The sequence below is a fragment of the Erwinia pyrifoliae DSM 12163 genome, from assembly GCF_000026985.1.
Taxonomy (GTDB): domain Bacteria; phylum Pseudomonadota; class Gammaproteobacteria; order Enterobacterales; family Enterobacteriaceae; genus Erwinia; species Erwinia pyrifoliae.
The window spans coordinates 2620814-2642553 of record NC_017390.1; the positions used below are offsets into that span (position 1 = coordinate 2620814).

The following is a 21740-nucleotide window of genomic DNA, read 5'->3' on the forward strand; positions in this document are numbered from 1 at the left end:
AACGCCCGTTGGCAAAAACTATCGCCCCGGCAGCCGATGCGGTCAGACGCTGCGCTGTTTGTACATCAGTGTGGTGCTATCCTGCTCGCCCGCCGTGGAGCGCGCACAGGCGGGGATCCGCCCGGCGACCTGCCAGCCCAGCTGATGATAAAGTGATTCGGCCACATCGCCGCTGCGCGTATCCAGCACCAGCAGGGTGCGCCCGGCCTGCCAGGCCCGCTGTTCGGCGCGGCACATCAGCTGGCGGGCAATGCCGCGTCGCCGGGCGCGCGGGTGAACCAGCAGCTTAACCACTTCAGCGCGATGTACTCCATTGGGCGGCATCGCCAGCGCCAGCATCACCGTAGCCACAATTTCCCCCTCAATGCGCGCCACCAGCAGCTGCTTATCTCCACATGCCAGGCTGAGCGCCGCATCCTGCCAGAAGTGGCGCAGTACTTCAGGGTCAAGATGGATAAAGCCGATACTGGCACCTTCAGCAATACAGGCATCAAGCACTGCACACAGTGCCGGCAGTTCGTGCTGCGCCTGCTGCGCCGTCAACCACTGATATGCCGTCATGGCCGAGCCACCACCAGCGCATAGTGCGCCCCCGTGGCCTCCGGCGCATGAAAAGAACTGCGGCCAAACAGATGAAAACGCAGACAGTCACCCTGCTCCAGCCGCCAATGGCGTTCATCCATAGTGAACTCCAGCACGCCGCCCAGCATCCAGATATGCTGCTCCAGCCCGGCCAGCGACGGCATGTCGTAGTCGATTCGCGCGCCGCCATCCAGCCGTGCTTCAACCAGTTCAGCATGAAATGCCTGTGCCGGGGGCGATACGCTACGCCGCCGGTAGCCGCTCTGCGCATCGTGCCAGACGCTTTGACTATCCCCGCGCATAAGCTGCATTCCGCCCTGCTCAACCTCACTCAACAGGCGCGACATGGTTAAGCCATAAGCGTTGCACAGACGATTGAGCAGGGTGGCTGTCGGGCTGGTTTCTGCCCGTTCAATGCGCGACAGTGAAGCGCGGCTGATCCCGGTCAGCTCGGCCAGCGTCTCCAGCGACCAGCTTTTTTCCAGCCGCAGTTCAGCAAGACGCCGGGCAAGCCGTTGTTCGGTTGCATTGATATCCATCAGACCATCTCAAATATGGGAATTAATCTCTTTTATGAGATATAATCGTATTTTCCCGCCCCGGCAAGTTGTACACAAAAAAATAGTTTGTACAATAAAGCAGAATTGAGTAGTTTGGTGGCAGGTCTGACAGTCAGTAAGAGGTAATTCATGACCTTGTACAGTATCGGTGACGTTGCCGAAAAGTGCGGTATCAACCCGGTAACGCTGCGCGCCTGGCAGCGACGTTATGGACTGCTGAAACCCCAGCGCACTGAGGGCGGCCACCGTCAGTTCGACGATGAAGATATTCTGCGTATTGAAGAGATCAAACGCTGGATTAAAAGTGGCGTATCGGTGGGTAAGGTTAAGGCCTTGCTGGAAGGCGAAAACATAAGCCAGGATGATGGCATCGTTGCTCTCCAGGAAGAGATGATGAGCGTTATTCGGCTGGTGCGCCCATCCAAACTGCGCGTCAAAATCGCCTCATTAGGTAAAGAATTTCCGGTTGATACCCTGATCGACCAGGTTTTTGTCCCCATCCGTCATCGCCTGGGGCTGGATCAAAACACGGCGCGCACCCTGTGCAGTTTTCTCGATGGGGCGCTGATTGATTATATCTCCTTCTGCCTGACCGGCGCGCGTAAGAAAGCAGGAAAAGATGCATTGCTGATAGGTTGGGGGATAACCGACCGTACGCGGCTGTGGCTGGAAGCCTGGCGGCTGGCGCAGCAAGGCTGGCGCATTGACCTGCTGGCAGAGCCGCTGGCATCACCGCGCCCCGAACTTTTTCCCGGTCAGCATATTTTTGTCTACAGCGGTAAAACGTTAACTCAGCACCAGGAAGAGCAATTGGCTCACTGGCAAGAACAGGGGCTTTCCATCACCCCACACGGTCACTGAAGGAAGGATTCATGACGCAGCAGGCAGCACTGAAACAACTGGTGGCGTTTTATCAACGGCTCGATGCCAGCCAACTGTCGATGCTGGCCGCGATCTACCACCCGGACATTCGCCTGTGCGACCCGGTTGGCGAACATCAGGGGCTGGCCGTGGTGGAGCGTTACTTTGCCGCACTGTTGAAAAACATGCGCTATTGCCGCTTTGTGGTGACGTTAACCCGTGAATTTGATGACGATGCCCTGCTGCTGTGGCGCATGGAGTACGCTCATCCCCGGCTGCAGGGCGGCGCAGATCAAATTCTGGACGGCAGCAGCTATCTGCAATTGCGTGATGGCAAGGTGGTCTTTCAGCGTGATTACTACGACATGGGCGCGATGATTTATGAAAAGTTGCCGCTCCTGGGTGCTGCAGTGCGCCTGGTCAGAAAGAGGCTACAGCCATGAAACGCGTACTTATCACCGGAGCCAGTTCCGGAATAGGCCTGCAGCTGGCGCGCGATTACGCCGCCGACGGCTGGCACGTCATCGCCTGTGGGCGCAGTCAGCAAAAGCTGGAGGCGCAGCATGCAGGGCGCCCGCACATCGACATCTGTACCTTTGATATTACCGATTTGGCGGCGACGCGGGCCGCCCTTTCCGGCCGCATTGTCGAGCTGGCGATCCTTTGCGCCGGCACCTGTGAATACCTCGACCACGGCATTGTGGAAGCCGAAAAAGTCCACCGCGTGATGCAGACCAACTTTAGCGGGCCGATCAACTGCCTTGATGCTCTGCTGCCGCAGATGCAGCCCGGCAGCCGCGTGGCGCTGGTTGGCTCCATCGCCAGCCTTGTCCCTCTGCCCCGCGCCGAAGCCTATGGGGCATCAAAAGCGGCGCTGGCGTACTTCGCCCGCAGTCTGGCACAGGACATTAAGCGCCAGCAGATAGGCATCAGCCTGGTGTTACCCGGCTTTGTCGATACCCCGCTGACGCAGCGCAATGACTTTGCCATGCCAATGATGGTCGATACGCTGCAGGCATCGCGTTTTATCCGCCGTGGGCTGTCTAAAGGGCAGGCTGAAATCGCCTTCCCCCGCCTGTTTGCCTTTATGTTGCGGATGACGTCACGTTTGCCCCTTGCCCTTCAGCGCATGTTAACGCAAAAAATAGCGAGGTAATCCGTGCGGGTTGCAATTATTGGTAGTGGTATTGCCGGCCTGAGCTGCGCGTGGAAACTGGCCGCAAATGCAGAAGTCGATCTGTACGAAGCCGGTTCAACGCCTGGCGGCCATACCGCAACGGTTGACGTCGAGCTGGATGGTGAAAGCTGGGCTATCGATACCGGGTTTATTGTTTATAACGATCGCACCTATCCGCGTTTTCTGGCGCTGCTGGCCGAATTGGGACTGGATAGCAGGCCGACCGAAATGAGCTTTTCAGTGCGCAATCAGCGTACCGGACTTGAGTATAACGGCCACTCGCTTAGTAGCCTGTTTGCCCAGCGCAGTAACCTGCTGAAACCCTCATTCTACCGCTTCCTGCTGGAGATTGTGCGCTTCAACCGCCGCGCTAAACGGTGGCTGGGACAACCCGGCCAGCAGGCGTTGCTTGATGACTTTCTGCGCCAGCACGGATTCAGCGAGTTCTTTGCTCAGCATTACATCCTGCCGATGGGGGCAGCTATCTGGTCCACCTCGCTGGCGCAGATGCGCAGCATGCCCCTGGCACAGTTTCTCAACTTCTTTAATCACCACGGTCTGCTGGATTTAACCCAGCGCCCGCAATGGTTCGTGGTACCGGGCGGTTCCCGCCAGTATATCCGGCGTATGATGCAGCGGATTGGCGAGCAGATAAATGTGTGGCTGGCAACGCCGGTAACACGGGTAACCCGCGATGCTGACGGCGTCACGCTGGAGAGTTCGCGTGGTTTACAGCGCTATGATCAGGTCATCTTTGCCTGCCACAGCGACCAGGCACTGTCCCTGCTGGCTGACGCTTCCGCTGATGAGCACACCATGCTGACCGGCGTGCCCTACGGGGCTAATGAAGTGGTGCTGCATACCGATATCAGCCTGCTACCACATGCGCGCGCCGCCTGGGCCAGCTGGAACTACCAACTTAATGACAGCAGCAAAAGCGGTGAGCAGGCCGCCGCCAGCGTTACCTACAATATGAACATTTTGCAGGGCATCAACGCCAGTCACACCTTCTGCGTCAGCCTCAACCCGGCGCAGCCGATTGATGAAGCCAAAGTGTTGCGCCGTTTCATCTATCACCATCCGCAGTTTGGTGCCGACTCGCCTCAGGGTCAGCAGCTGCGGCTGCGGCTCAACGGCAACAACCGCAGCTGGTTCTGCGGGGCCTGGAGCTATAACGGTTTCCATGAGGATGGCATTCGCAGCGCGCTGGATGTGATAAGCGGAATGGAACAAAAGGGGCTGCTATGAACAGCGTGCTGTACAGCGGCCACGTCCGTCATCGCCGCTTCACCCCGGTGGATCACCGCTTTAGCTATAAAATTTTTATGCCGCTGATCGATCTTGATGAACTGCCGCAGCTCCGGGCAGCCGGAATCGGCTCCGGCCGCCTGTGCGCGGCCAGCTTCTGTGGCGACGATTATCTGGGCGGCGGCGATATCAAACAGCGCGCCCAGGCGCGTATTGCCGAACTGACCGGAGAGCAACTGACCGGACGGGTAATGCTGCTGACCCAGCTGCGCTACTTTGGCTGTTCGTTTAATCCGGTCAATTTTTACTATCTCTACGATGACGCCGATACCCTGCGCTGGATGCTGGCAGAGGTGCGCAACACGCCGTGGAATGAGCGTCATACCTACGCGGTCAAACCGGACGGCAGCGAAACAACAGAGAAAGCGTTCCATGTCTCACCGTTTAATCCACTGGAGATGACCTACCACTGGCGGCTGTCCGCGCCGGGTAAATCACTGCTGGTGCATATTGAAAATCACCGTGCCGGGCGTGAGTTTGATGCCACTTTGCATCTGCGCCGCCAGCCGTTGACCCGGCAGAATCTGCGCCATTTTCTCTGGCGATTTCCACTGATTACCGCTCGTACCGCGCTGGCCATTTACTGGCAGGCGTGGAAACTATGGCGCAAAGGCGCGCCAGTTTATGCTCACCGCAAAGCAGAGAAATGATCGATGACTGACACCAATTTAAGCCTGACGCGCCGCGACAAAACCGGTAAATGCTGCCCGGCGTCACGCCGTGCGGTCTTCTCCCTGCTGCAACATATTCAGGGCGCGGGGCTTACCGTGCACGATCCGCAACGGGGTACGCAGTTTGTTGGTGATGCCGGGGCGGCGCTGCAGGCTGAAATGGTGGTGCAACATGCGCGCACTTACCGCCGGGTGCTGACGGGCGGCACCATTGCCGCCGCCGAAAGCTATATGGATGGCGACTGGGATACCCCGGATCTCACCGCCCTGCTACTGACGCTGGCCAATAATATCCACGTTGCCGATAAGCTGGAATCACGTCTGAGCTGGCTGACAACGCCGCTAAATCAGCTGATTCATGCCTTGCGGCGCAACAACGTGCGCCAGGCGAAGCGTAACATTGCCGCACACTATGACCTCGGCAACGATTTCTATACCACGTTTCTTGACCAGGCGATGCTCTACTCCAGCGCCTGGTTCCGCCAGCCAGAAATGACGCTTGAACAGGCGCAGCAGGCAAAAATGCAGCGGCTGTGCGATCGGCTGGCGCTTGGCCGGCAGGATCATCTGTTGGAAATTGGCAGCGGCTGGGGGGCGATGGCGGAATATGCCGCACGGCAGTACGGTTGCCGTGTCACCACCACCACCATTTCACGCGAACAGTATGAATATTGCCGTCAGCGCATTGCCGCAGCGGGTTTAAGCGACCGCGTCACGGTACTGTGCGAGGATTACCGCCATCTCAGTGGGCAATATGACAAAATTGTCTCGATAGAAATGATCGAAGCGGTCGGTAAAGCCTATATCCCGCTGTTTATCCAGCGCTGTCAACAGCTGCTGAAACCCGGCGGCCGCATGGCGTTGCAGGCGATTACCATCAGCGAAGAACGCTTCACCTCTTACGCGCGCGGCGTTGACTTTATTCAGCGCTATATATTTCCCGGGGGCTTCCTGCCCTCCGTCAGTCTGCTAAATGATACGTTGAAAGCGGTCAGTGATTTCAGCGTGCTTGACCAGTTTGAGATGGGTGATGATTACGCGCAGACCTTGCAATGCTGGCGACAGCGCTTCGACCACGCCTGGCCGCAGCTGGCACGGGGGCGTTTTGACGAACGTTTCCGCCGCATGTGGTTGTTCTACCTCTGTTACTGTGAAGCGGGCTTCCGCGCCCGTACCATCGGCACCGTCCAGCTGACGCTGCAACGGCATGAGCCGCTGGCGCTTTAACCTTGACTCATGCGCGGCCAACCCTGGCAAGCTGGCCGCTTCCCGGTCGCACAGATGCGCCCCACCTGGAGATCAATCATGTTGAAAACCCTGTTACTGATGCTATGCCTGTTAACTGCGGGCTGCAAAAGCCCGCTGGAAGATTACCAGCAGGCGCAGCCAAAGATAGATATCTTCAACTGGTTCAACGGTGAATCACGCGCGTGGGGGATGGTACAGGATTTCAGCGGCAAACAGATCCGCCGTTTCAACGTGACGATCCAGGGCCAGGTGGCGGGTGATACCCTGACGTTAAACGAGCATTTTGTTTATGACGATGGCGAAAAACAGACCCGCGTCTGGCACATCCAGCGGCAGCCAAACGGCGGCTACGTGGGTAACGCCGGGGATATTATCGGTAGCGCCCGTGGAGAGGCCAGCGGCAATGCCTTTAACTGGCGCTATACCATGAGGGTAAAAACCCGGGACAGCGAGTACAAGCTGAACTTCGACGACTGGATCTATCAGCAGGACGCCGGCCATCTGATGAACGTGACATCAATGAAAAAATTCGGCATTGAAGTCGCCCGCGTCACGCTGTTTTTCGCTAAATAGCCGGAGCTGGCTCCCTGCAAGCGCCATTTTAGCTTAATTCCGACGGATTAAGGCGCTATACTGCGCTCTCCTTCGAAGCAAAACAGGCTACAATATGAACTGGCAAAAAATCGGTGTCGTATTCATTTTCCTGCTGATGGCGCTCGGCGGTATCGGCGGCGTCATGCTGACCGGGTACACCTTTATCGTTCGTTCCTGAAGCGTAGTCTGGCGGCTCCCTGCCGCCGTCCTTTGCGCGAAATGTCATGCCACCTGTTACCCGTAAGTGCGCTTTTTTCGATGTAGTGCGCTTTTACCAATAATGCCCCACACCAGCCGCTTCAGAAACAGAAATAATTTCTGCATCAGGCGCGCTTCCATGTCCTGTTCTGCAATACTGAACATATAAACTCCTGCTTGCTCATTTCTAGCTTGAATTCACTTCGCTATAAATGGACGCACCTGAACTAAATCAATGATTATCCCCCGAAGTAATCATGAAAATAATTATTAGTGACAAGAAATATCCGAAAAATAGAAATATAATCACTGATGGTAATCATACTTATTTAAACTTCAGATATAAAAACCTTTGGCTATATATAAACGCGATTCGCAAGAAGATTCTCAAAAAGAACAAAGCGTTCATTTTTCAGCTTATTCCCGCTTTAATACCGAGGGATAACGCTGTTATTCACCTGTTCAATGAGGTGGCAAAACCCATAGAAAATGGGTTTCAACCTTTGAAACCGAGATACCACGCGTGCTGACGGTCAAAGGAATAGCTAAATTATCCAACCCGGAACTTCATTCACAGCTTAAGCTGGCTGCTGCACCGCAGTGTATTGGGCTGATTGCCATTTCTGAAGCCACGCGAAATAGACAGTTAAAGCTTTTGTATTCATTTCCGGCAGAAAAACAGATTATTTCCGCCAAGCTGCATGTCCTGCATCCTCCTCAGTCATTACTGCACGAAGAAGTCCGCCACCATAGCGCACTGAAGGTGACTTTACCTTTATCGGTTCGGATTTCTACCGTAAAGGCGGAGCAGAGGTGGTGCTGGCCTTCAGCGAGCCGGCTGCTGCGCCATATAGCGGGCAAACTCGCCGGGAATACGCGAAAAGGTAAACAAAAACCACGGGGTGAAAAGCTCAGGATGGGTCTCTATTTCACGCTGGATATCCGCCAGCGAGCTATAGCGCCAGTCATCCGCTTCTTCAGGGTTCATGGCGGGTAGCGCATCGCTGATGGCGAAATAGACGTGACCGTATTCGTGCTCGGTGAGTCCGTTACTTAACGGCAGGTTGTAGCTGAGTTCAAACACCGGCTGCAAATTCAGATCCAGCCCCATCTCTTCAATAAGGCGGCGTTGTGCCGCCTCTGCGGTCAACTCCTGCGGATAGGGGTGGCCACAGGTGGTATTACTCCACAGGCCGCCACAGTGATATTTTCCGCGTGCGCGTTGCTGTAGCAGCAGCTGATGGTCAGAGTTGAACACGTAAACGGTCACTGCGCGATGCAGTAACCCTTTCTCATGTACCTCAAGCTTTTCCATCTTACCGGTGGGGCGGTCGTGGCGATCGACCAGGATAACTTCAATTGCAGACATGCCGACTCCTTTACGCTAATGCCAACTATTTTGGCACAGGACAAGGACATTAATCTGCATATTATCGTGCGCTAATGAACGTAAAAGACTAAATTGTCGCGCCGGCCACACTTTCATCGCCGTCGGTGCACGCTGCAAGCCGGCGGGCTTAGCCGCCTGCTTACGCCCCGGCTTCGACCACCTGTTGACGTGCGCGGAAAATATGCCCGCAGCCATACTGCAATAGCCGCGCTACCAGCTGCTGACCGCCGTCGGTTTCACGCTGGGCAAACTCAAGTTCCGGCGCGGTAACCGGTGCAGTCCACAGCAGGTTGACCGTATCGCCATCACGTTTGGGTAACGCCAGGCGCCCGGCTTCACGGCCGAGCGCGCCAGAAAGCACAAATCCCGCGAAGCCCACCGGCGCGAGCGCGGAGTCCAGCGTGTGCCCTTCCCCCAGCCAGCTAAGACCCGCCCACGGCATATGCGCAAAGCCCGCCAGCGCACTCGCCATCTGCACCGCATTCTCTTCCGTCATTACCGAAGCATCGACTGCGAGGGCAAGTTCGCAACGGCGATGTGCAGGAGCGAGATGCCGGAAGAGAAAGTTAACCCACGGCATTGGGCGCACCGACATGCCCAGCGTGAAGAAATACCAGCTTCCCTGATAATAATGCTGCGAAATAGCCATCGGCGGCCAGTTCCCCTGGTCGATGGCGTAGTACTTCAGGGATTCGCCATACTGCGCCTGGTAACACTGCAACAGCTCCTGCCGTAACGGCTCCCACGGCTGGCCATCCTGCCAGTCGCGCCAGAACTGGCGATGCTGCTGCGCTGCGGCATAGTATTCGTTAGTAGAGGCCGAGCCAAGCGGTGCGGTCAGGGGACTGGCCTTAATACAGCCAGCCGAAAAGCTGACCTGTCGATCCTGATACAGACTCCAGCCGGGGATCGCCGCCAGCAGCTGCCCCTGATACCACAGCGCGGCGCCATCATCGCTCGGTTCCCAGACAATTTGCACAGCGGCGGGGTCGAGCATTGGCTCTGCCTCCAGCGTGCGGCAGTACGCGGCGCTAAGTAACGGTGCAATGCCCTGCTTCATCGCCGCCACGTCTTCCTGCTGCGGCGCGGGTAGCAGGTTGCGTAACCAGCAGCCGCGTACGGCAAACCGCGTGCGCAGTGCTTCCGCTGGCCAGATGTAAAAATAGGCTGTTCGCTCGTCCTGTTCGACTATGGCGATCAGCGTCTGTTGCTGATTGCTGACTTCAGCAATCTGATAAGGCTGCGTCATAACGCCTCGACATCGGTGTGGAGGGGGCGATTCTCGCCGATTATCAGCCAGCATGCCGCGCCGGGCCACGTTGCGGCAAGGGTAATTGTCTCAAAACGGCGCGGGGGCTAACGGCCAACCCGCGTCATGGCGCGCTGCAAGGCACCTCGATGAATTACCCAGCGCAATAACCTGGCGATGATATGAATACGTGCGCGGATAACGCTGTCCGGGCCGTAAAACCCCGGTTCGCCGGGCGGCGGCGAGAGATCGAACTCATTCAGCGCCGGTCCGCTTCGACGAAATACCCGTTGCTGAATGTGGTCACGTACTGCTGCCCCGTGTTGAAAGCGGGGCAAGCCCCGCTGATGCTTACAGATAGTTAAATTCGGCATTGTGGGTACGCACGGAGTCCAGCCCGATCATTACGCTGAATTGACCCGGCTCTGCAACATGCTGCATTTTGGCATTCCAGAACTTCAGCGCGCTGGCGTCGATCGGGAAGGTGACCGTTTGTGATTCACCGGGCTGTAGCATAATGCGCTTGAAGCCTTTCAGCTCTTTCACCGGACGGCTGATACTTGCCACCTCGTCACGCAGATAGAGCTGAACCACCGTCGCCCCGGCGTATTTACCGCTGTTGGTCACCGTGATGCTGGCATTAACCGTTGCGTTTTTGTTCATGGTTGTAGCAGACATTTTCACCGGCGACAGCGTAAAGTCGGTGTAGCTCAGTCCATAGCCGAACGGGAACAGCGGGCCATTTGCTTCATCGAAGTAATGGGAAGTGTACTTATTAGGATGTTCGAAATTGTATGGGCGTCCGGTATTCAGGTGGTTGTAGTACATCGGGATCTGCCCCACCGAACGCGGGAAGGTCATCGGCAGCTTGCCGGAGGGGTTATAGTCGCCGAACAGCACATCGGCAATGGCATTGCCGCCTTCTGTGCCGCTGTACCAGCTCTCCAGCAGCGCATCCGCCTGCTGCGTCTCCTCTGCCAGGGTTAACGCCCGCGCATTCATCAGCACCAGCACCAATGGCTTACCGGTGGCTTTTAACGCGCCAATCAGCTGTCGTTGGCTGGCTGGCAGCGTCAGATCGGTACGGCTGGATGCCTCGTGCGCCATACCGCGCGCTTCACCTATCGCCAGCACCACCACATCCGCTTTCTTCGCCGTTGCCACGGCTTCATCCAGCATCTGCTGAGGAGAGCGGGCATCAATGGTCACCGCCTTTTCATACAGATTGAGGAAATCCTGAATGCCCTTGCTGTCGGTGATATTAGCCCCTTTGGCATACAGCAGCGTGGCCTTGTCGGCAGTGGCATTTTTCATCCCCTGCAACAGCGTCACCGACTGGTCTGCAACCCCCGCCGCCGACCAGCTGCCCATAATATCGATCTGGCTGTCGGCCAGCGGGCCGATCAGCGCAATGGTGCCGTTCTTTTTCAGCGGCAGCGTTTCCAGACGGTTTTTCAACAGCACCATGCTTTTACGCGCCACATCACGCGCTTCTGCCCGGTGCAGGCGGCTTTCCGCATTAGTATCGGCCGGATCGCTGCTGGCCGGTCCCAGGTGGCTGTAAGGATCGTTAAACAGCCCCATATCGTATTTCACATTCAGTACGTGGCGGGTGGCGTCATCAATCTCCTTCATGCTGACCGCCCCGCTCTTCACCAGGCCCGGCAAGTATTTGCTGTAGTATTCATCGCTCATACTCATATCGATACCAGATTTCAGGGCAATGCGTACCGCATCCTGCGGATCGCGCGCCACGCCGTGCTGGATCAGCTCTTTGATCGCACCGTGATCGCTGATGGTGATGCCCTTAAATTTCCAGTCATGACGCAGAATGTCTTTTAGCAGCCAGCCATCGGCACTGGCCGGTACGCCGTTCAGCGAATTCAGTGCCACCATCACGCCGCCGCTGCCGGCATCCAGCGAGGCTTTATACGGCGGCAGATAGTCCTGGAACAGGCGTTGCTGGCTCATATCAACCGTGTTGTATTCACGCCCGCCTTCCACTGCGCCGTAGGCAGCAAAGTGTTTCACGCTGGTCATCACTGAATAGCGATCCGCCGGGCTGTTGCCCTGCATGGCTTTTACCAGCACCCGCCCCATTTCACTGGTCAGCCAGGTATCTTCACCAAAACCTTCCGATCCCCTTCCCCAGCGCGGTTCTCGGGTCACATCCACCATCGGCGCCCAGGTCATATTGAGACCGTCATCGGCCGCTTCATAAGCCGCAATACGCCCCACTTCTGCCACTGCCTGCGTATCCCAACTGGCGGCTAACGCCAGCGGGATCGGGAACTGGGTGCGCTGCCCGTGGATCACGTCATAGGCAAAAAACAGTGGGATTTTGAGACGGCTGAGCTGCATCACCTGATCCTGCATCTGTCGGATATCCTGACGGGTCACGGTGTTAAAAATCGCCCCGATCTGCCCCTGCTGGATCATGTCGCGAATGGCCGATTTGGGATTTTCCGGCCCGACGCTGATCAGCCTGAGCTGGCCAATTTTTTCATCAAGGGTCATTTTTTTCAGCAGCCCGCTGACAAACGCGTCGCGCGCCTGTGGGTTGAGCTGATGGGGGCCGATCATATCGTCGGCGAAAGCTGGCTGCAGCGCCAGAGTAACGGCAAGGCTGACAGAACAAATCCAATTCATCAGATGATCTTCTCTCAAGTGACTGTAGTGTATCAATTATTTTACTACATGCAGACTGATGTGCGCAGTGTGTCATACCTGAAGAATAGCAGCTAGTTTTAACGCCACAGATTACCCCATTTTCAGCGAGGGCTTTATCACCAGCCAACCGGTGCTAAAGTTAAAAGGTGATACTGATAAGGACATGACATGCACACTTCCCAAACCGCAAGACAAAAACTGATTGCTGAACTCGGCCGTATCGTTGGCCGCAACCATCTGTTAACCGCACCAGAAAAAACTGAACGTTACCGCAAAGGCTTTCGTTCGGGCGAAGGTGACGCGCTGGGCGTGGTATTTCCCGGCTGTTTACTGGAGCAGTGGCGCGTCCTGCAGGCCTGCGTCGTCGCCGATGTGATTATCCTGATGCAGGCGGCCAACACCGGGCTGACCGAAGGATCGACGCCCAACGGCAATGATTATCCGCGCGACATCGTGATTATCAGCACCCTTCGTATGGATAAAATCCAGCTGCTGGACGAGGGCAAACAGGTGCTGGCATTTCCCGGCAGTACCCTGTATCAGCTGGAAAAAGCCCTTAAGCCGCTCGGGCGCGAGCCGCATTCGGTGATCGGTTCGTCCTGTATTGGCGCGTCGGTGCTGGGCGGCATATGCAATAACTCGGGGGGTTCGCTGGTCAAACGCGGCCCGGCTTATACCGAGATGGCGCTGTACGCACAGATTGATGCCAACGGTAAATTGCAGCTGGTCAATCATCTGGGGATCAATCTCGGCAGCACGCCGGAACAGATTCTCGGCAAGCTGGATGATGACAGCTGGCAGCCTGCTGACGTCCGGCATGACCAGCGTCACGCCTCCGACCCGGACTATGCCGAACGGGTACGCGATGTTGATGCCGATACGCCGTCGCGCTTTAACGCTGATGCACGCCGCCTGTTTGAAGCCTCCGGCTGCGCCGGCAAGCTGGCGCTATTTGCCGTGCGCCTTGACACATTTGCCAGCGAAAGCGCCCAGCAGGTGTTCTATATCGGCACCAACGACACGGCGGTGCTCGGCCAGCTGCGCCGTCATATGCTGTCCAGCTTTACCAACCTGCCGGTGGCCGGGGAGTATATGCACCGCGATATTTTTGATATTGCGGAGACCTACGGTAAAGATACCTTTGTGATGATCGATAAGCTCGGCACCGATAAAATGCCGCTGTTCTTTACCTTGAAGGGACGAATGGATGCGCTGCTGGCACGCGTGAAATGGCTGAAGCCCCACTTTAGCGACCGCCTGTTACAGAAGCTGGCCGCGCTGCTGCCCGCGCATCTGCCGCCGCGTATGAAGCAGTACCGCGACCGCTTTGAACACCACCTGATGCTAAAGATGTCCGGCGACGGCGTGGCGGAAGCGCGCGCGTATCTGCAGACGTTTTTCCGGCAGACACAGGGCGAGTTTTTCGAATGTGAAGGCAAAGAAGGTGCGCATGCCTTTTTGCATCGCTTTGCCGCCGCCGGTGCGGCGGTGCGCTATCATGCGGTGCACCATGATGCAGTCGAAGATATTCTGGCGCTGGATATCGCGCTGAGGCGCAATGACCGCAACTGGTTTGAGCAATTACCGCCGGAGTTCGACGGCGCGCTCACTCATCGCCTGTATTACGGCCACTTCCTGTGCCACGTTTTCCATCAGGATTATATTGTGAAAAAAGGGGTGGATGTGCACGCGCTGAAGGAGAAGATGCTGGCCATCCTGGAGGCGCGCGGGGCGGAATATCCGGCCGAGCATAACGTGGGGCATCTGTATCAGGCCAGGCCGCAGCTGAAGGCTTTTTACCAACGGCTCGATCCGACCAACAGTTTCAACCCCGGCATTGGTAAAACCACGCGGGCCAAACACTGGGCTGACTGCGACTGCGGCAACCAGGTTGCCGGGCGGGGATGAGCTATCCGCCCGCTAAAGGCTAACCTCACCTGATGCTACTCTTGCGGTGCCTCTTTTAACGCCAGCTGCTCATCCTTACGTTCAATGATCATGGTTTGCGGCGTCGACAGCACGACGCCTTCTTTACGCAGCCGGGTCAGGATATCAAACAGCAGATCGCTTTTCACACTGCTCACCTGGCGCGGGCTGGCAACGTTGCCGGTGACCGCCAGCACGATGCCGCTGCTGGTCAAATCCTTAAATGACACCGATGGCTCCGGTGTTTCCAGCACGCACTCGTTTTCGATATACACATCCAACAGCAGTTGGCGCACCCGTTCAGGATCGATATCCAGCGGGAAGGTCAGGGTAACGATCACCACCCCCTGGGCGTTGCCCATAGTGGCGTTACGCACGTTCTGCGAAATAAACTGTGAGTTAGGCACAATCACCGTCGACTTATCACCCAGCTGGATCTCGGTAGCACGCACGTTAATTCGGCGGATATCCCCTTCAATGCCGCTAATGCTCACCAGATCGCCGACTTTTACCGGGCGTTCGGTCAGCAGGATCAGACCGGAAATAAAGTTCTTCACGATCTCCTGTAAGCCAAAACCGATACCCACCGACAGCGCGCTGACAATCCACGCCAGCTTGTTCCACTGCAGGCCCATAATTGACAGCGTCATCAGGACAACCAGCACAAAACCAATATTGCTGAACAGAGTGATGAGCGATACGCGCATCCCGATGTCCATCGTGGTTTTAGGCAGAAAATCATGCTCCAGCCAGCGCTTCACCGAGCGCAGCGCCCAGATACCAACCACCATACAAACCAGCGCATTCACCATATGCGCCGGGACGATATTCAGCGATTCCAGCCCTTTACCACCCCAGAATTCGATGGCTTTCTGCACCAACTCGATGGGCGTTGAACTGCCAAATGTGCCGTTGAGCAGCGCCAGGGCCACTACCAGCACCAGCAGGGTTTTGCCCAGCGCACCAAGCAGCGCAGCGACCTGGCCCAGATGACGCTCATCGATATTAAGCGAGCTTTGAATGCGTTTGCCGCTGGCGCTGGTGGGGGAAAACAGGCTCTCTGTGGCATCCGCCAACAGCTGGCTGCAAATATAGAAAGAACCGAAGACGATGCCCATCCATACCAGCTCATAACTCAGGAAGCGCGCCAGAGTGATATAACCGATGGCCAGTGCAATCATAATCGCCACGCCGATCAACGTCAGCGCCATCTGAATCAGCCCGACCAGCGTCGATTTCGCCTCGGGCTGATGCCCTTCCAGCAGCATACGACGGCGTACGCGATTGGTACGCATGCTGATGGACAGCGCAGTCGCGCCAATTAATAGCGCGGTCATGCCGTTGGCGAAGATGGTGGTGCCCACGCTGGTGTTCACGCTGCTGTTAACCGTTTCTACCGTCTGGAAGATAAACACCAGCGCTGCGGTCAAAGGCGGGTACGGTTTTAACGCCAGCGCGACCTCATTAGAAATGGTGGGCAGACGCCATGACGGGCGGCGGGTAGAGAGGAAAGCTCGCCCTAATCCGGCTATCAGCCCGCAGATAACGCTTTGGCCCACCAGCCGGTCGGCAAAGACGCGCACGTCATCCACCACTTCATCGGGGCGGGTAAAGGCCAGATCGATGAAGTTAAACGCCAGTGCCACAGCGGCCAGCGTGGTAAGGGCGGTGGCCGCAGCAAGGAAACTGCGGCGCAGACGGCCCTCCGGCAGATGATGAATGCCCACCCAGGCAAGAAATTCTTCCAGATAACGGCGACCCAGCGTGGCCACCAGCATCGCCGCCAGCACCCAGACGATGGTGCCAAAGCGCCAGTCTGGCTGCCAGGCAAGTGCCGCAGTCGCGCTCAGTTCATCGCTAAAAGCACTGATTTTGTCGCGGTCATCGCTTTGGCTGTTCAACAACGGCGCCCAGAAGTGCGTGCCGAAGATACTGCCGGCATTCAGCGCCAGCTGGGTTTTCAGCGCATCGCGCCGGAGGTTGGCAATCTGCGCCGAGAGATTGATCGCACCGTTTTTAATCGCTTCGGCCTGCTTGATCTGATCGTCCATTTTGGCTTTCTGGCTTTCCAGCCGGCTGCGCTTGCTGGTCACCTCGGCGGTCTCTTTGACGCCGCTGCCCGCCTGCGGAGCCGGGCCGAGCACCGCCAGCTGGGCATGCAGCTGGGCGCGCTGCGGTATAAGGCTCTGCATCAGGGTATCGGCATCGCCAGAAAGCTCCAGCGCCATATCGTTGAGTTCATTCAGCCGGCTGGCGTTGGTTTCCGCTGAAACCCGCTGCTTGATATTGTCCAGCACCTTCTGCATTTTCGGCAGCTCGGCAACAACATTGACCTTATGCGGCGCATCGCCATTTTGCTGAATGCTGTCATTCTCTGCCGCCAGCGCCAGCTGGGGTGATAGCGCGACCAAAGCCAGCAGACAGATACGAAGATAAGTAAACAAGCCAGACATGATCGGGTTCCTGATACCAAGTGCGGTGCCGACAGGGCACCATGAAATTTGCCGGACAGTTTATGCTTTAGCCCTGCACGGCACTATAGGATTAGTGATGTAAAGTGACGGCCGCCATCATAAGGATTATCGATACACAACGCCCTGACGGGCGCGCTGCCGGATGCAGCGGGCATGGTAATCGTCCGGTCGGTTACTCAAGCGCGCTGTCGTCGCCCTGTTCAGGGTTTGCTGCCCGTGCAGAGCGGTCTTTTTTATAGTTTAACGCTGCGGGCGGCACCGCCGAGACCTTGCCGTTTTCCATCCACTGGCGCAGACGACTGGCGTCAGCAAAATGGGTGTACTTGCCGAATGCGTCCAGCACCACCAGTGAGACCGGGCGCTGATTAATCACCGTGCGCATCACCAGGCAGTGTCCCGCTTCGTTGGTGAAGCCGGTTTTCGTTAGCTGAATATTCCAGTCAGGGCGATACACCAGATGGTTAGTGTTGCGGAATGGCAGGGTGTAATTCGGGCTACGGAAGCTGGCCATATCCTCATGGGTGGTGCTCAGTTGGCCTATCAACGGGTAACGCTTCGTCGCCTGCAACAGCTTACTGAGGTCGCGAGCGGTGGAGACGTTGTCAATCGACAGTCCGGTTGGCTCCACGTAGCGGGTATGGCTCATGCCCAGCGCACGCGCTTTGGCATTCATTGCGCGGATAAAGGCGTCGTAGCCGCCGGGATAATGGTGCGCCAGGCTGGCAGCCGCGCGGTTTTCCGACGACATCAGCGCCAGCAGCATCATGTTTTTGCGGCTTAGCTCACTGTTTAGCCGCACGCGTGAATAGATGCCACGCATCTGTGGCGTATGGCTGATATCCACTTTGAGCATCTCATCGAGCGGCAGATGCGCATCCAGCGTCACCATCACCGTCATCAACTTGGTGATGGAGGCAATGGGACGCACCCGATCCGGGTGGCTTTCGTAGATCACTTTATTGCTGTTCAGATCGACGATCATCGCGCTTCCCGAAGCAATGGCCGGCCGGGCAGCGCTGCTAACTTCAGGCTGGTGAGCGCGGGCAGCGGCCTGACCCATCAGGTACGGTATGGAGAACAGCAGGGTCAAACTAAGCAGGGATAAACGAATTTTTGCAGGCATCAGTGAAAACTTAACGGCTGGTTATTCAGGTGTGGGGGCCACACGCCGCTTCCCGTCAGGAGTACGGGGGCTGGCTCCGGCATAATAAGCTGTTGCACCAGAATTTTCCTACAGAATATTCGTTTCACCACGTTAATGAAAACACCGCCGGTTACCCGGCGGTGCGGGCGGTCAGAACAGCTTGAAACCATAGCCCCAAAGCAGCACTGTTAACGCCAGTAACACTTCAAGCACCAGCACACCGATAGCCAGAGTGGAACCCGAAAAACGCAGGCTCTCTTCGCGGTCGATATTCAGAAACAGCGGAATGCCAACAAACAGCAGATAGCCGGTATAAACCAGCGCCAGCGTACCCACCAGCGCGCACAACCACACCAGCGGATAGAGCGCTACCAGCCCGCTAAGGAACATCGGCGTGGCCACATAACCGGCAAATACCCGGCAGCTGGCAAGCGTTGGACGCTGTGGATAGTCACGCGCCATCCACCAGATGACTCGGCCCATTACCGCCACGCCGACCAGCATCAGCGCGTAGAAGAAAACAGCCAGGGTGAAAGCCGTGGATAAAGACAGCATAATCGCGGGTTGGTCGCTGGCTCGCCAGCCAAACTGGGTGGTGCCGATAAAGGCGCAAAGCACCGGGATCAAAGCCATCAGCAATACGTGATGCGTATAGTGGTGAGAGAGAGATTCGTTCTCCTGCCTGATGTCGCGCATCTCACGGCCGGGATGCGCAAGAAGTCCCCATACATGGTTCATATCTTCACTCCTCTGAACATTGGACCGCCAGCTGGCAACCTCCCGGGCGGCATCTGTTTAAGTATAAGTGCCCCTGAACGATTTGTGGCTAATTCGCTGCAAGCAGTGATAAATGGCTCAATTTTCGACCAAAATAAACCCAGCCCGGCATCAAATCCGGCAATCGGTGATAAAGGCGTTAAACTTACCCGTTGGTAAACAAAAAGGAGTGGTGCTTTGCACATTGACGTTAATACGCTGATTGCCCAGTACGGCTACTGGGCGCTATTTATCGGTTGCCTGGCCGAAGGGGAAACCTTTACGCTGTTGGGCGGCGTGGCCGCGCATGAAGGACTGTTGCACTATGGTGGGGTGATTCTGGCAGCCATGTGCGGCGGCATACTCGGTGACTGCGCGCTGTTCTTTATCGGTCGGCACTTCGGGGAGACTATCCTGCAACGCTTTAACAAGCATCGCCAGCATATTGCCCGTGCCAATCGGCTGATCCGCAACAGGCCGGTGCTGTTTGTGATTGGTGTGCGCTTTATGTACGGCCTGCGCATCGTCGGGCCGATCATTATCGGTGCCAGCAAGCTCTCTCCACGCCAGTTCCTGCTGTGTAACCTGACCGGTGCGGCGCTGTGGGCCACTCTTTTTGTTACGCTCGGCTATCTTGCCGGTCAGATGATTGCCCCCTGGCTTCATCAGCTGGAGCAGTACCTGAAGCCGCTTTTCTGGCTGTTGCTGATCCTGGCGGTGGTATGGGGCATTCGTATTGCCATCAAGAAGCGTGCAAAATCGTAGCAGCGCCATTGATTGAGCGCTAACGGGCGACGGCGATCAGGTTTTTGCCTGGCGATAACTGGCCGGCGTCACGCTGTTGATTAAGCGGCTATTGTTAAACAATGAAAAAAGCGAAACGAGCGATTGAAGACCACGGTGCGATTGGCGATTTGCGTACCTGTGCGCTGGTCACCAACGGCCGCTCCATCGACTATTTCTGCTGGCCGAATCTGGACAGCCCACCGGTATTCAGCGCACTGCTGGACAGTGACGACGCTGGCGTATTCAGCCTGTGCTCCGACTGGCCCGACGCGCGCCGGATGCAGCGCTGTCTGCCTGACAGCAATATCCTGCAAACCCGCTGGCTGCACCAGGACGGCGTGGTTGAGTTGACTGACTATATGCCGGTTTGTCAGCAGAATGGGGCTTTGCCGCGCATTATTCGCCGGGTTAAGGTGGTTCACGGCAGCGCCTCGATCCCACTGCGTTGCGCCCCGGTGCATGATTATGCCGGCGCAGCAACTAAGCGAACCTGGTCAGCGACGGCATGGTGCGGCGCTACGATGTTGCAGAGACCCCGGCCGACGGGTTGCAGGGGGAAGAAGGTGCTTTCGCCGCCTGCTCCTTTTGGTACGTCGAATGCCTGGCGCGTGCCGGACGCCTTGATGAAGCCCGTTTTGAGTTCAAAATCCTGCCTGGCTATGGCAACCCGCCCGGTCTTTACGCCGAACAGTTTGCCCCTCACGGGCGCGCGCTGGGAAATACCCCACAGGCGCTGATGCACCTGGCCTTTATCAGCGCGGCGTTTTTCCTCGACCGTAGGCTCAGTGGCGCGGAGCCGTTATGGCAACCCTCAACGAACAAATACCGCCAGCCAAATGGTGGTACACTGTTGTTAATCGTAAAGATAGTTCTGTAGCAATAAATGCTGGTTTCCTCAAAGGCTATTATGCCCATATAATGCGCAGCCGGTCATATACGTTAAACTTCAGGCTGCAGTCACGTTGGCTGCACCCCGAAGGTTTCGGCTTCAGTTGACCAGTATTGGGTCGTTTATCAACAGTCTACATGGCGCTACACCTGAATTAATATGAAAACAAGTCTCCGTGCGTTCGTCACCCTGATCCTCACCGCAGCGGCGTTAAGCCACTCGGCCTTCGCTGTGGTTTACCCTCTTCCGGCCGCTAACAGCCGCCTGACCGGGGAAAACCTTGAAATGACCATTCCGCAAGACAGTAAACTTCCGCTGGAAGCTTTCGCGGCTCAATACCAGATGGGTCTGAGCAACATGATGGAAGCTAACCCAGGCATTGATGTCTATCTGCCTAAAGCCGGCAGCAAACTGATTATTCCTCATCAGCTGCTGCTGCCTGACGCCCCGCGCGAAGGCATTGTGATTAACAGCGCAGAGATGCGCCTGTACTACTACCCGAAAGGCAGTAAAACCGTGGTGGTGCTGCCCATCGGTATCGGTGAACTGGGTAAGGATACGCCAATCAACTGGACGACCACCGTTCAGCGTAAAAAAGATGGCCCGACCTGGACGCCAACCAAGAAAATGCATGAAGAGTACGCCGCACGCGGAGAATCTCTGCCAGAAGTGTTCCCGGCTGGCCCGGACAATCCGATGGGCCTGTACGCGCTGTACATCGGTCGTCTGTATGCCATCCACGGCACCAATGCCAACTTTGGTATCGGCCTGCGCGTCAGTCACGGCTGTGTGCGCCTGCGAGCGGAAGATATTAAATGGCTGTTTAGCAATGTGCCGGTCGGCACCCGCGTGCAGTTTATCGATCAGCCGGTTAAAGCCTCGGCAGAACCGGACGGTTCACGCTATGTCGAGGTTCACAACCCGCTGTCGCAAACCCAGGAGCAGTTCGCCTCCCGCGATCCGGTGCCGCTGACGCTGAGCGATGCAGTCAACAAAGTGGTCTCCGATGCCAGCGTGAACAGCGCAAGTATGGACGCCGCGCTCAAGATGCGTTCAGGTATGCCGGTGAAGGTTAACGGTGAGGCGGATGAGCAGGCTGCAAAACCGGTTACCGTAACGGAGCAGGAAGGTGCGCAGCCTGATACTTCAGCCGCTTCGCCTGACAGCAATCAGCCGGCTGCGACGGCTGGCCAGGATGCGCCAGCGCTAAGCCAGCCTGGCCCGATCTACAGCCAGCCGAAACCCTAGTTTTCCGGG

Annotated in this window: 22 protein-coding genes; 12 read left to right on the forward strand and 10 right to left on the reverse strand. The window is 56.8% G+C overall.

All coding sequences use genetic code 11. The annotated features are described in order from the left end of the window. Nucleotides 1-42: 42 nt before the first annotated feature. Together EPYR_RS11840 and EPYR_RS11845 are read right to left on the reverse strand one after the other, a co-directional pair. Nucleotides 43-561: a GNAT family N-acetyltransferase gene (locus EPYR_RS11840; RefSeq protein ID WP_012668639.1), complete on the reverse strand. Its 519-nt coding sequence runs from the start codon at nt 559-561 to the stop codon at nt 43-45. Beyond that, entirely contained in the window at nt 558-1121 is a 564-nt protein-coding gene (locus EPYR_RS11845) for a helix-turn-helix domain-containing protein (RefSeq protein WP_012668640.1), read from the reverse strand. Before EPYR_RS11845 ends, EPYR_RS11840 begins: the two co-directional genes overlap by 4 nt. Nucleotides 1122-1271: 150 nt before the next feature. Between EPYR_RS11845 and EPYR_RS11850 the strand changes: the two genes are divergently transcribed. From EPYR_RS11850 to EPYR_RS19340, 8 genes are all read left to right on the forward strand, one after another. Then, entirely contained in the window at nt 1272-2003 is a 732-nt protein-coding gene (locus EPYR_RS11850; protein ID WP_012668641.1) for a MerR family transcriptional regulator, read from the forward strand. A gap of 11 nt (nt 2004-2014) precedes the next feature. Beyond that, complete coding sequence (locus EPYR_RS11855; protein WP_012668642.1) at nt 2015-2446, forward strand: nuclear transport factor 2 family protein; 432 nt, start codon at nt 2015-2017, stop codon at nt 2444-2446. Next, on the forward strand, nt 2443-3159 hold the full coding sequence (locus EPYR_RS11860) for an SDR family NAD(P)-dependent oxidoreductase (RefSeq protein ID WP_012668643.1): 717 nt from the start codon (nt 2443-2445) through the stop codon (nt 3157-3159). Before EPYR_RS11855 ends, EPYR_RS11860 begins: the two co-directional genes overlap by 4 nt. Nucleotides 3160-3162: 3 nt before the next feature. Further along, nucleotides 3163-4428 carry an NAD(P)/FAD-dependent oxidoreductase gene (locus EPYR_RS11865; protein WP_012668644.1) on the forward strand — a complete coding sequence of 422 codons (1266 nt, stop codon included), beginning with the start codon at nt 3163-3165 and terminating at the stop codon, nt 4426-4428. After that, on the forward strand, nt 4425-5138 hold the full coding sequence (locus EPYR_RS11870) for a DUF1365 domain-containing protein (protein WP_012668645.1): 714 nt from the start codon (nt 4425-4427) through the stop codon (nt 5136-5138). Before EPYR_RS11865 ends, EPYR_RS11870 begins: the two co-directional genes overlap by 4 nt. Before the next feature lie 3 nt (nt 5139-5141). Beyond that, nucleotides 5142-6386, forward strand: a complete 1245-nt coding sequence (locus EPYR_RS11875; RefSeq protein WP_012668646.1) for an SAM-dependent methyltransferase — start codon at nt 5142-5144, stop codon at nt 6384-6386. Between the two features lie 78 nt (nt 6387-6464). Continuing rightward, nucleotides 6465-6980, forward strand: coding sequence for a DUF3833 domain-containing protein (locus tag EPYR_RS11880; RefSeq protein WP_012668647.1), 516 nt, complete (start codon nt 6465-6467; stop codon nt 6978-6980). Between the two features lie 94 nt (nt 6981-7074). Next, a complete protein-coding gene (locus EPYR_RS19340) occupies nt 7075-7179 on the forward strand; it encodes a protein YohO (protein WP_041474014.1) in 105 nt (34 codons plus the stop codon). 56 nt (nt 7180-7235) lie between these two features. Here EPYR_RS19340 and EPYR_RS21355 read toward each other — a convergent pair whose 3' ends face one another. The 5 genes from EPYR_RS21355 to bglX form a co-directional block, all read right to left on the reverse strand. Further along, nucleotides 7236-7364: a hypothetical protein gene (locus tag EPYR_RS21355; RefSeq protein ID WP_014539170.1), complete on the reverse strand. Its 129-nt coding sequence runs from the start codon at nt 7362-7364 to the stop codon at nt 7236-7238. A 661-nt stretch (nt 7365-8025) separates the two neighbouring features. Beyond that, nucleotides 8026-8568 (reverse strand): isopentenyl-diphosphate Delta-isomerase, encoded by a 543-nt coding sequence (gene idi / locus EPYR_RS11895; RefSeq protein WP_012668649.1) that lies wholly within the window; start codon nt 8566-8568, stop codon nt 8026-8028. Nucleotides 8569-8728: 160 nt separating this feature from the next. Continuing rightward, a complete protein-coding gene (locus EPYR_RS11900; protein ID WP_012668650.1) occupies nt 8729-9838 on the reverse strand; it encodes a suppressor of fused domain protein in 1110 nt (369 codons plus the stop codon). A 107-nt stretch (nt 9839-9945) separates the two neighbouring features. Next, nucleotides 9946-10176 (reverse strand): hypothetical protein, encoded by a 231-nt coding sequence (locus tag EPYR_RS19345; protein WP_012668651.1) that lies wholly within the window; start codon nt 10174-10176, stop codon nt 9946-9948. A gap of 13 nt (nt 10177-10189) precedes the next feature. After that, nucleotides 10190-12487 (reverse strand): beta-glucosidase BglX, encoded by a 2298-nt coding sequence (gene bglX / locus EPYR_RS11905; protein WP_012668652.1) that lies wholly within the window; start codon nt 12485-12487, stop codon nt 10190-10192. A 189-nt stretch (nt 12488-12676) separates the two neighbouring features. Between bglX and dld the strand changes: the two genes are divergently transcribed. Next, a complete protein-coding gene (gene dld, locus EPYR_RS11910) occupies nt 12677-14416 on the forward strand; it encodes a D-lactate dehydrogenase (RefSeq protein WP_012668653.1) in 1740 nt (579 codons plus the stop codon). A 35-nt stretch (nt 14417-14451) separates the two neighbouring features. Here dld and EPYR_RS11915 read toward each other — a convergent pair whose 3' ends face one another. From EPYR_RS11915 to EPYR_RS11925, 3 genes are all read right to left on the reverse strand, one after another. Further along, a complete protein-coding gene (locus EPYR_RS11915; RefSeq protein ID WP_012668654.1) occupies nt 14452-16887 on the reverse strand; it encodes a DUF3772 domain-containing protein in 2436 nt (811 codons plus the stop codon). A 193-nt stretch (nt 16888-17080) separates the two neighbouring features. Next, nucleotides 17081-18031, reverse strand: a complete 951-nt coding sequence (pbpG, locus tag EPYR_RS11920) for a D-alanyl-D-alanine endopeptidase (RefSeq protein ID WP_014539176.1) — start codon at nt 18029-18031, stop codon at nt 17081-17083. A 171-nt stretch (nt 18032-18202) separates the two neighbouring features. Next, nucleotides 18203-18790, reverse strand: a complete 588-nt coding sequence (locus tag EPYR_RS11925; protein WP_012668656.1) for a Yip1 family protein — start codon at nt 18788-18790, stop codon at nt 18203-18205. Between the two features lie 216 nt (nt 18791-19006). Between EPYR_RS11925 and EPYR_RS11935 the strand changes: the two genes are divergently transcribed. The 3 genes from EPYR_RS11935 (at nt 19007) to EPYR_RS11945 (ending at nt 21731) form a co-directional block, all read left to right on the forward strand. Beyond that, nucleotides 19007-19573, forward strand: a complete 567-nt coding sequence (locus tag EPYR_RS11935; RefSeq protein ID WP_012668657.1) for a DedA family protein — start codon at nt 19007-19009, stop codon at nt 19571-19573. Nucleotides 19574-19674: 101 nt separating this feature from the next. After that, a complete protein-coding gene (locus EPYR_RS21635) occupies nt 19675-20331 on the forward strand; it encodes a trehalase-like domain-containing protein (RefSeq protein WP_012668658.1) in 657 nt (218 codons plus the stop codon). 311 nt (nt 20332-20642) lie between these two features. Continuing rightward, on the forward strand, nt 20643-21731 hold the full coding sequence (locus tag EPYR_RS11945; RefSeq protein ID WP_012668659.1) for a L,D-transpeptidase family protein: 1089 nt from the start codon (nt 20643-20645) through the stop codon (nt 21729-21731). The last annotated feature ends 9 nt before the right edge of the window (nt 21732-21740 follow it).

Excerpts from the sequence above, each read along its gene's own strand:
- EPYR_RS19340 (WP_041474014.1), top strand. The coding sequence starts at position 7,075 with ATGAACTGGCAAAAAATCGGTGTCGTATTCATTTTCCTGCTGATGGCG.
- idi (WP_012668649.1), bottom strand. The coding sequence starts at position 8,568 with ATGTCTGCAATTGAAGTTATCCTGGTCGATCGCCACGACCGCCCCACC.
- EPYR_RS11870 (WP_012668645.1), top strand. The coding sequence starts at position 4,425 with ATGAACAGCGTGCTGTACAGCGGCCACGTCCGTCATCGCCGCTTCACC.
- EPYR_RS11850 (WP_012668641.1), top strand. The coding sequence starts at position 1,272 with ATGACCTTGTACAGTATCGGTGACGTTGCCGAAAAGTGCGGTATCAAC.
- EPYR_RS11875 (WP_012668646.1), top strand. The coding sequence starts at position 5,142 with ATGACTGACACCAATTTAAGCCTGACGCGCCGCGACAAAACCGGTAAA.
- bglX (WP_012668652.1), bottom strand. The coding sequence starts at position 12,487 with ATGAATTGGATTTGTTCTGTCAGCCTTGCCGTTACTCTGGCGCTGCAG.
- EPYR_RS11880 (WP_012668647.1), top strand. The coding sequence starts at position 6,465 with ATGTTGAAAACCCTGTTACTGATGCTATGCCTGTTAACTGCGGGCTGC.
- EPYR_RS11915 (WP_012668654.1), bottom strand. The coding sequence starts at position 16,887 with ATGTCTGGCTTGTTTACTTATCTTCGTATCTGTCTGCTGGCTTTGGTC.
- EPYR_RS11860 (WP_012668643.1), top strand. The coding sequence starts at position 2,443 with ATGAAACGCGTACTTATCACCGGAGCCAGTTCCGGAATAGGCCTGCAG.
- EPYR_RS21355 (WP_014539170.1), bottom strand. The coding sequence starts at position 7,364 with ATGTTCAGTATTGCAGAACAGGACATGGAAGCGCGCCTGATGCAGAAA.
- EPYR_RS11855 (WP_012668642.1), top strand. The coding sequence starts at position 2,015 with ATGACGCAGCAGGCAGCACTGAAACAACTGGTGGCGTTTTATCAACGG.
- EPYR_RS21635 (WP_012668658.1), top strand. The coding sequence starts at position 19,675 with ATGAAAAAAGCGAAACGAGCGATTGAAGACCACGGTGCGATTGGCGAT.
- pbpG (WP_014539176.1), bottom strand. The coding sequence starts at position 18,031 with ATGCCTGCAAAAATTCGTTTATCCCTGCTTAGTTTGACCCTGCTGTTC.
- EPYR_RS11925 (WP_012668656.1), bottom strand. The coding sequence starts at position 18,790 with ATGAACCATGTATGGGGACTTCTTGCGCATCCCGGCCGTGAGATGCGC.
- EPYR_RS11900 (WP_012668650.1), bottom strand. The coding sequence starts at position 9,838 with ATGACGCAGCCTTATCAGATTGCTGAAGTCAGCAATCAGCAACAGACG.
- dld (WP_012668653.1), top strand. The coding sequence starts at position 12,677 with ATGCACACTTCCCAAACCGCAAGACAAAAACTGATTGCTGAACTCGGC.
- EPYR_RS11840 (WP_012668639.1), bottom strand. The coding sequence starts at position 561 with ATGACGGCATATCAGTGGTTGACGGCGCAGCAGGCGCAGCACGAACTG.
- EPYR_RS11845 (WP_012668640.1), bottom strand. The coding sequence starts at position 1,121 with ATGGATATCAATGCAACCGAACAACGGCTTGCCCGGCGTCTTGCTGAA.
- EPYR_RS11945 (WP_012668659.1), top strand. The coding sequence starts at position 20,643 with ATGAAAACAAGTCTCCGTGCGTTCGTCACCCTGATCCTCACCGCAGCG.